Below are 8953 nucleotides of genomic sequence, written 5' to 3'. Positions count from 1 at the left end.
AATTATATCATAATACTAGGTTTGAATTAAATATTTGTATCTTAATTTTAAATATGCTATATTATTCCCTAGTGAGGTCAAGAAATGGAAAAAGCTATTTTATCAAGAATCAATTTACAACGACAAGATACTCATATTGCACAAGAATATTTTGATACAATATCAGACTTAATTGATACACAAGAAGTACAAGCCCTAAAAAAATGCAGCCAACACATGGCTACATCTCGCTTTCAACATTCTTTAAACGTTTCTTACTATTCCTTTTTAATTTGCAGAAAATTCGGTATTGACGCCCCGTCTTTAGAGGTTTGCACCATGAATGTTTAGAGGCTATTCTGAGAAAAAGTTGAGATTCTCCAGTATTTATCGTTGTTTTTTGTGCTTTAAATTTATTTTATTTTTTTATTTATTTGGTATAATTATGGTGTAAACGTGTAATCTTTGGAGGACACTTTCTATGGCCTATTTTCTTAAAAAAACAAAACGAAATGACAGACTTTATCTTTCCATCTATGAGAGTTTTTATTCTCCAGAAACCAAGAACACCCGACATAAAAGTTTTCGTAAAATCGGGTTCGTTGATGCTCTTATCGAACAGGGTATAGATGATCCAATCTCTCATTTTCAGAAAGAAGTAAATGAACTGAATTCTAAACGGGAGACAGAAAAGTGTCGCATCAACTTTCAACAGATTTCTGACGTTTCACCAGAACTGTGTCTGGGTTATGTGCCAATTGCGAAAATCTTGAACATACTGGATGTAAAAGAACATTTTGGGTATTTAAGTTCTTCAAGGAAGTTCGAGTTCGATGTATATGATGTCTTTTCCGCTCTTGTATATGCTCGTGTTGTTGCGCCTTTATCCAAACATCAGACTTTTCATGATATTCTTCCAAAGCTATATGTTCAAAAAAACTTCAGTTATGATCAACTCCTGGAGGGCTTGGAATTCATGGGCGAAGAATATGAGAAACTGGTTGAAATACTAACCGTTGCGACTGATGACAATTTTATTCTGGATTCCAGCCGTTCTTATTTTGATTGTACAAACTATTACTTTGAAATCGATAAGGAATCTACTCTTCAAAAAAGAGGTCCTTCCAAAGAAAATCGAAGGGACCCTATTGTGGGAATGGGCCTTCTTTTAGACGCACAGATGTTACCAGTCGGCATGAAGATATTCCCAGGCAATGAATCTGAAAAGTCGGTCATGCGTGATCTAATCCACGATTTGAAATCAAGAAACAATATCAAGGGCCGTACCATCCAAATTGCTGATAAAGGCCTTAACTGTGCTAAAAATATTATTGAAGCTATCGATAATGGAGATGGCTATCTGTTTTCGAAATCTGTAAAAACCCTTCCTGAAAGAGAAGGACAATGGGTTCTTCTTGATGACGGATTCGAAACAGTGTTTAATCAGAACGGAGAACCCGTTTATAAAATCAAGGAATGCATCGATACGTTTACCTATTCATACAAGGATGATTACGGGAATGTCATAACTCGTAATATAAAAGAAAAAAGAACAGTTACCTATAACTTCAGTCTCGCGAAGAAGAAACTGATGGAAATCAATAGAATGATTGAAAAAGCCAAGGCACACCGTGCATGCCAGGCCAAAAAAGAAGAATATGGTGAATCATCAAAATATATGCAGTTTCTAGATGATCAGGGAAAAAGTATAAAACCCCAGCTAAATCTAAAAGCTATAGCCAAAGACAAAGAACTAGCCGGATATAATATGCTCGTAACATCTGAAATCAATATGTCATCAAAAGACATATACAATGCTTATCATCAGCTTTGGCAAATTGAAGAATCCTTCCGCATCATGAAGACCGAACTTGATACACGTCCGGTCTATCTACAAAAAGAAAATCGGATCAAAGGGCATTTCTTCATCTGTTACACAGCCGTGTTATTATCACGAATCCTTCAATTCAAGATTCTGGAAAATAAATACTCAGCAAGTACAATATACGATTTCATGAGAAAATTCCGAGTTGTAAGAATCAACTCAACAAGATTCATAAATCTATTAACCAGCAAAGAATTCGTAACAGATTTATCCAAAAAATTAAATCAACCAATAACAAATTATTATCTAACAGATAAACAAATAAAAATGATGCATACTCGATAATCAAATATCGAGTGTTGCACCATTTTTTACTATTCAACCTCTAAAGTCAGGAATTATATCATAATACTAGGTTTGAATTAAATATTTGTATCTTAATTTTAAATATGCTATATTATTCCCTAGTGAGGTCAAGAAATGGAAAAAGCTATTTTATCAAGAATCAATTTACAACGACAAGATACTCATATTGCACAAGAATATTTTGATACAATATCAGACTTAATTGATACACAAGAAGTACAAGCCCTAAAAAAATGCAGCCAACACATGGCTACATCTCGCTTTCAACATTCTTTAAACGTTTCTTACTATTCCTTTTTAATTTGCAGAAAATTCGGTCTTGACACCTATAGTGCAGCACGTGCCGGTCTATTACATGATCTATATTACTATGATTGGAAAACAGATGATAAGCGTCCTCTTGAAGGACATCATGCGATGATTCACCCAATCATTGCCCTTGAGAACGCTAAAAACATCACATCAACAAATCCAACCATTGACGATGCCATTCTACATCACATGTGGCCATTAAAAACAAGCCACCCAAGCACAAGCGTTGGATGGATCATTCAAGCTGTAGATAAATTCTGTGCCATCACAGAAATGGGACATCAATCTCTATTTCGAGTAAGTCATTCCAACAATCTATTAAGCTATTGCATACTTTTTACATTCCTATTCACAATATAGGCAGCTAGAATTTCCTAGCTGCCTTTAGTTTTTCCTTAAATTGTTCTAGCCATAAAGAACCATCTTTATCCAATCCATACTCACCCATTTGAATACTTGGTTTTTTCTCCCCATGGAAATCACTTCCACAAGTAATCAATAAATGATGTTCCTTCGCTAGTTTTTCATAATATACATTCTGTTCAGGCGTATGATAATTACTATAAGCTTCAATACCATCCACTCCAGCATCCAATAACACCTTGAACATCTCATCATTTTTATAAAACGTATTAAACGGATGTGCTACAATCGCAAGTCCACCAGCCTCATGAATCTTTTGAACCGATTCGACAAAATCAGGCATTGGCACATATACGAATAAATCGGATCCATATTGACATTTATCCCAAAAGAAATTAACGGGTGCCGGATCACTTCTTTTTCCGCCTGGAATATAATCCTTAAAATCTGGAATATCTTGATAACGAGGATCATTGAACATATGCGTACACATCACAAACCAAGGATTCTTATCATTCGCCTCTTTCAAAACAGCCTCTTCATCAATTTCAACACCATACTTCGCTCTTAATTTATCGCAACGAGTTGAAAATGCATTTCTAGACTTCACTTGTGTTCTTTCCAATAAATTTTGAAAATAGGTATCCTCTAAATCGATACCATATCCAAGTAAATGTACATCTGTATAACCAATACTTGTTGAACACTCAATGGCAGGAATCACTTCAATATCCGCTTCTTTACCAAGTTTGATCATTTCCTTAACACCACTGATACAATCATGATCACTTAATGCAATGGTTTTTAATCCTCTTTCTTTTGCGATTCCAATCAATTCTTCAGGCGTAAACTGCCCATCCCCCGAATAACAGGAATGCATATGCAAATCAAATTCATTCATTTTTATAACCCTCTTTAAATCACATAGAAAAATATAATCACAAAGATACCTAAAATAATGCGGTACCACCCAAAAATTGTAAAATCATGGCTCTTCACATAGTTTAATAAAGCTTTTATCGCAAATAAACTCACCACAAAAGCCACGAAAGTTCCTAGTAGTAATAAGAACAATTGTCCAAAATTAAATAAACCTACCTTTATAAAATATTTAATGACCTTTAAAAGACTCGCTCCAAACATGACAGGGATGGCCAAGAAAAACGAAAATTCACTTGCGACCGTTCTAGAACAGCCACAATATAAGCCACCCAAAATCGTTGCGCCAGACCTTGAAGTACCTGGAATCAAGGCTAGACATTGAAAGCAGCCAATCTTTAAAGCCGAAAGATAATCAACTTGTTCAATCGTTTCAATCTTTTCTTGTCTAGGATTCTTCTCAACCAAGATAAAAATAATCCCATACGCAATCAGTGCTACCGCAATCACAAAGTTTGCCGACAAATATCCCTCAATAATATCATCCAACAATAAGCCAATAATGGCAGCTGGTATGACGCCCACAATCACTTTAGACCAAAGTTGTAAAGTCTGTTTTCTCTTTTTAAACGATTTACGCTGATCAAAAGGATTCAATTTCTGATAGTACAACACTAAAACCGCTAAAATACTACCAAACTGAATAACCACCTTGAACACTTCAAAGAAAGTAACCGGTTCAAGTGGCCAAATACTCGCAAATAAAATTAAATGTCCTGTCGACGAAATCGGCAGCCATTCCGTTATCCCCTGTATGATTCCTAATAAGATTGTCTTAACAATACTGCTTAGAAATGTCATTCTTCATTCCTTTTAGCTGCATACGCATGAACCATCTGTTTAAAAATTTCGCCCCTAATCTCATAATTTTTAAACTGGTCAAAACTAGAACATGCAGGACACAATAAGACAATATCACCAGGTTTTGCCAGTAACACAGCCTTTTCAAATGCATCCTTCATGGTCTCAACACTCATTTGACTTGTAAAGATATCTTTAAACTTATCTTTTGTCTGACCAAAAGAAATACATTTCTTCACTACACCATCATATTGTTTCAAATCATCAAAAGAAATATGTTTATCTTTGCCACCACAAAGTAGAATCACATTCTTCTCAAATGCAGATAAACCTGCACAAGCCGCATGCGTATTTGTAGCCTTAGAATCATTGTAGAAACGAACATTATCAATAGTATCGACATATTCAATACGATGTTCTACACCACTAAATTCACGAATCACTTCTTGAATATTAAATAAAGAAACACCCATCAAATAGGCCATACAACTTGCCATCATCGCATTCCCACAATTGAATTCACCAACAATTTTTAAATCCGATAAAGTAAACAACTGCGTATCTTTATAATAGGCATACTTATCATCTTTATATAAATCGACATCTTTTCTTTTCAAAGAAAAATCAATCACATGACAAGGAATGTTTTGAGCATACTTCACAATATTTTCATCATCCACATTACGAATAAAGTAATCATCCGCATTTGTGTTCTCATAAATACGCATCTTACTTTCATAATACGCTTCTAGACTATCCATATAATCTAAATGATCCGGTGCCAAATTTGTCACAGTTGATACATGAGGTCTAAATGTTTCAATTCCCAACAATTGGAAATTACTTAATTCAAGAGCTACATTATAGTCTTCATCCGTATATTCTAAAGCCAATTCGCACAAAGGCGTACCAATGTTTCCAGCAACCAAACTCTTCTTTTGTCGATTCAACATCTCATATAATAACGTCGTTACGGTTGTCTTACCATCTGTACCTGTTACGGCTGCATAATTAAAGTTCTTGGCATAACGATACGCCACCTCAATTTCTGTATAGATTTTTGCGTTTTGTTCTACAAAATAATGTACGAAAGGAACACGATAAGGAATACCAGGATTCTTTACAATAAACGCATACTTCTTTTCTTTTAATGAATCTGGATGTCCCCCATCAAACACTTCGATACCTAATGATTCTAATTCTGTCTTTTCTTTAATCGCATTCGAATCCGTTAATACAACATGATACCCATTCTTTAATAAGAGCTTACTAACGGCAATCCCACTACGGGCAGCTCCAATGACTAATACAGTTTCCATCTACATTACCCCCAAAACAAGTCCAAGAACCGCTAAGATAACACCAACAAGTCTAAAACGTGTAACAACCTTTTCTTCAGACCATCCACACATTTCAAAGTGGTGATGCAAAGGCGCCATCTTGAAAATTCTCTTATGTGTTTTTTTATAATACGTAACCTGTATAATAACGCTGCAAACTTCTGCGACAAAAACAAAACCAATAATAATCAATAAAATTTCTTGTTTTAAGACCATTGCCACAGCAGCAATCAAGCCACCCAAAGCCAATGATCCCGTATCACCCATAAAGATTTGAGCTGGATGCTTATTAAACTTCAAATATCCAAGTAACGCAAAGATCACTAGACAAATCAAACATGCCACATTATATAATCCTTGCATCAATGCGAATACCACAAATGGAACAAGCGCAATTACCATCTGGCCTGCACACAATCCATCTAAACCATCCGTTAAGTTCACCGCATTCGTTTCAGCTGTAAACATAAAGAATACTAAAATAAAGTAGAACCATGATAAATCGATTGTCACATTAAAAATAGGAATCCAAATATCTGTAGTTGAACTTGTACGATATAAGAAGAAAAACACAACCGCTAAAATAGACTGAAGTAAAAACTTATGAGCTGGTTTTAACCCCTCATTATTCTTTTGTACAACAATAATATAATCATCTATAAATCCAACAACACCATATCCTACAAAGGCAAGTAGAATAATCATTGTATTCATATCCAGTTTGAATGGAGTAAAGAAAGAACCTATAATATAAACAAGTGTCGGTACAATAATGAAGGCTAAGCCACCCATAGTAGGCGTACCATTCTTCTTTTTATGGCTTGCCAACCCCTCCTCTCTTTCTGTTTGTCCAAACTTAATTTTATGTAAATAATCAATCAATCCAGGCATAATCAGCAACATAATCACAAGCGTAACTAAACACATGCCTAAGATTATTAAGTAATTCGAATTCAACATTCCATCTTCTCCTCTTTTTTTAAAACATTATCATTATAACATTCTATTGAGTCTTGAACAAATTTTAATTCAGGGGTTGAAATAAGGGCTTGTTAATGGTATTATAGTTAAGCGATTGCGTAAATGAAAGAAAAAGGAGGACATTAAGATGTCAAGAGTATGTGCAGTATCTGGAAAAGGTCCTTTATCTGGAAATAAACGTTCTCACTCAATGCGTGCTTCTCGCCGTAAATGGAACGTGAATCTTCAAAAAGTTCGTGTTGTAGTTGATGGAAAGCCACAAACTATCCGTGTTTCAGCTAGAACATTAAAAACTTTGAAGAAACAAAACGCTATTTAATTTTAGATAATTAGGATCCTTAAAAAAATTATGCATAAGATAAAAAAGAAGAGAATATTCTTCTTTTTTTCTTTATGTGTTATACTTCATTTATGAACAAGAAAGACATAGATGAACTATTCAACAAAGGCCTAACTCAAAAAGAAATAGATTCTCTTACACAAAAAGGCTTCACCAAAGAAGAAATGATTCAATCCCATCAATATAATAATGAAATCAAGAAAGGATCGAATTTCATTGCATGGCTTGTCGATTTGATTACTTGGTTTTTACCTTAAAACAGCAGCAATCACTGCTGCTGTTTATGTTTCTTCTTATTTAAATACATATTTTGATCCGCCAAATCCTTGACACTCACAATATCCCCGTCAGCAACATGGCCGAACCATAAGATACAGAAGGCAAATATGTATATTTATTACGCTTCTTTTTTATGAAACTTTCAAACTGTACAGAACACGCCTCTTCAATCTGACTGTTTTTTAATAAGACACAGAATTCATCGCCACCAACTCTGTAACAATAGCCATATTCGGCATATGCCTTCTTAATACAATCCGCAATGATACTCAAACACAAATCCCCTTTGATATGACCAAACACATCATTGACATGTTTTAAATCATCCACGTCAAAGACAATCAACATACCATTTGTATAATTCATTTCTTCAGATCGATTCAAAAAACTATTCTGATTTAATAATCCGGTCAAACCATCTAACTGATTCCACATTTCGCTACAATATATAAAATATAAGACCGAAAGTAAGGTGACACAAAGCCAACTTACATGAAGATCTGGACTAAGATTTGTATGATAGTTTCTGCAACCAAGAAGATCATCAATGGATAAATCAATGCTTTACTGCGATTTTTAAAACTGTTTCGAAACAAAAATCGTAGACAAAGATAAATATAATATCGATATAAAATACGCAAAGATATAAATAAAGAAATAAGGCCCCCTAGAATATATATTTTCTTGACTTACTGAAAATACAACGGAATCGAAAGGGCCAGAATCAAAAGATATACGACTTCCCATAAAATTGCCAATTTGAATTCCCACCTAAGTTTTGTCTTCTTATCCAATACATACACCAAACATATACAAACCGATGGCGTAAGCCCAAAACCAAGATAGTTTGATACTATATTGATCCAACGAAATTTCTTTGGTAAACCATCCACTTTTAATGTAACGACTTCTAATAATGAAATCAGTGCAATCAATCCAAACGCAAATAAAAATCCACGATTTTGTTTTTTATTTAACGATTCACTTAATTGCGTCAAAACGCACATGAAACAAAGAACGAAAATGTCAATTGTCGTTAATACTTGAACCTCTCATCACCGCAGTGACAAGATTCTTGGGAACAGGCTTCTATCGAAACCTTTCTTACCAAGCTATCCCCGCAGTTCCTGCGGTTGTTTTATTAATTTTAACTAATTTGCTAATATGCATCTATCAATATATTGATAGATGCATTTACATCTCTGTCATGATTTGAATGACATTTTGGACATGTCCAATCTCTTACATTTAAATCTTTTGTTTCTTCATTCTTGTATCCGCAACAATGACAAATCTGGCTGCTCGCATAGAATGTGTCTACTTTCTTGATTACTTTTCCATACCACTTGGCTTTATATTCTAGCTGTGTTGTAAACTTTGACCAGGATACATCCGATATAGACTGGGCTAGATTGTGGTTTTTAAGCA

At 34.5% G+C, this 8953-nt stretch carries 12 protein-coding genes; 5 read left to right on the top strand and 7 right to left on the bottom strand.

Features of this window, described 5'->3' with window-relative positions; translation table 11 throughout:
* Positions 1 to 84: 84 nt before the first annotated feature.
* The 3 genes from KTQ83_RS10290 (at position 85) to KTQ83_RS10280 (ending at position 2842) form a co-directional block, all read left to right on the top strand.
* Positions 85 to 330 carry a hypothetical protein gene (locus tag KTQ83_RS10290; protein WP_217256764.1) on the top strand — a complete coding sequence of 82 codons (246 nt, stop codon included), beginning with the start codon at positions 85 to 87 and terminating at the stop codon, positions 328 to 330.
* 130 nt (positions 331 to 460) lie between these two features.
* The gene (locus tag KTQ83_RS10285; protein WP_217256763.1) at positions 461 to 2149 is read left to right on the top strand and encodes an IS1634 family transposase; all 1689 of its coding nucleotides are present in this window, start codon (positions 461 to 463) and stop codon (positions 2147 to 2149) included.
* A gap of 135 nt (positions 2150 to 2284) precedes the next feature.
* Positions 2285 to 2842, top strand: a complete 558-nt coding sequence (locus KTQ83_RS10280; protein WP_217256762.1) for an HD domain-containing protein — start codon at positions 2285 to 2287, stop codon at positions 2840 to 2842.
* Positions 2843 to 2846: 4 nt separating this feature from the next.
* Here the strand turns inward: KTQ83_RS10280 and KTQ83_RS10275 are convergent, their stop codons facing one another.
* The 4 genes from KTQ83_RS10275 to mraY are packed head-to-tail and all read right to left on the bottom strand — an operon-like array spanning position 2847 to position 6885.
* Positions 2847 to 3746, bottom strand: coding sequence for a PHP domain-containing protein (locus KTQ83_RS10275; protein ID WP_217256761.1), 900 nt, complete (start codon positions 3744 to 3746; stop codon positions 2847 to 2849).
* Positions 3747 to 3760: 14 nt separating this feature from the next.
* Positions 3761 to 4585: an undecaprenyl-diphosphate phosphatase gene (locus KTQ83_RS10270; RefSeq protein ID WP_217256760.1), complete on the bottom strand. Its 825-nt coding sequence runs from the start codon at positions 4583 to 4585 to the stop codon at positions 3761 to 3763.
* Positions 4582 to 5904, bottom strand: coding sequence for a UDP-N-acetylmuramoyl-L-alanine--D-glutamate ligase (murD, locus tag KTQ83_RS10265; protein ID WP_217256759.1), 1323 nt, complete (start codon positions 5902 to 5904; stop codon positions 4582 to 4584). The genes KTQ83_RS10270 and murD overlap by 4 nt, the downstream gene beginning before the upstream one ends.
* Entirely contained in the window at positions 5905 to 6885 is a 981-nt protein-coding gene (gene mraY / locus KTQ83_RS10260; RefSeq protein ID WP_117923585.1) for a phospho-N-acetylmuramoyl-pentapeptide-transferase, read from the bottom strand.
* Positions 6886 to 7033: 148 nt separating this feature from the next.
* Between mraY and rpmB the strand changes: the two genes are divergently transcribed.
* Both rpmB and KTQ83_RS10250 read left to right on the top strand, forming a co-directional pair.
* Positions 7034 to 7225 carry a 50S ribosomal protein L28 gene (rpmB, locus tag KTQ83_RS10255; RefSeq protein WP_003865181.1) on the top strand — a complete coding sequence of 64 codons (192 nt, stop codon included), beginning with the start codon at positions 7034 to 7036 and terminating at the stop codon, positions 7223 to 7225.
* Positions 7226 to 7317: 92 nt separating this feature from the next.
* A complete protein-coding gene (locus tag KTQ83_RS10250; RefSeq protein ID WP_186999631.1) occupies positions 7318 to 7503 on the top strand; it encodes a hypothetical protein in 186 nt (61 codons plus the stop codon).
* A gap of 76 nt (positions 7504 to 7579) precedes the next feature.
* Here KTQ83_RS10250 and KTQ83_RS10245 read toward each other — a convergent pair whose 3' ends face one another.
* From KTQ83_RS10245 to KTQ83_RS10235, 3 genes are all read right to left on the bottom strand, one after another.
* Entirely contained in the window at positions 7580 to 7960 is a 381-nt protein-coding gene (locus tag KTQ83_RS10245) for a GGDEF domain-containing protein (protein WP_217256758.1), read from the bottom strand.
* Positions 7961 to 8214: 254 nt separating this feature from the next.
* Positions 8215 to 8523 carry a hypothetical protein gene (locus tag KTQ83_RS10240; RefSeq protein ID WP_217256757.1) on the bottom strand — a complete coding sequence of 103 codons (309 nt, stop codon included), beginning with the start codon at positions 8521 to 8523 and terminating at the stop codon, positions 8215 to 8217.
* A gap of 161 nt (positions 8524 to 8684) precedes the next feature.
* Positions 8685 to 8953 (bottom strand): RNA-guided endonuclease TnpB family protein (locus KTQ83_RS10235; protein WP_217285041.1); only part of this gene is annotated, 269 nt, incomplete at its 5' end.

This window comes from Holdemanella porci, from assembly GCF_019052655.1.
In the GTDB taxonomy this organism is placed as follows: domain Bacteria; phylum Bacillota_I; class Bacilli_A; order Erysipelotrichales; family Erysipelotrichaceae; genus Holdemanella; species Holdemanella hominis.
Note: the sequence above shows the minus strand (reverse complement) of the source record. Positions and strands in the feature narration are given on the sequence as shown.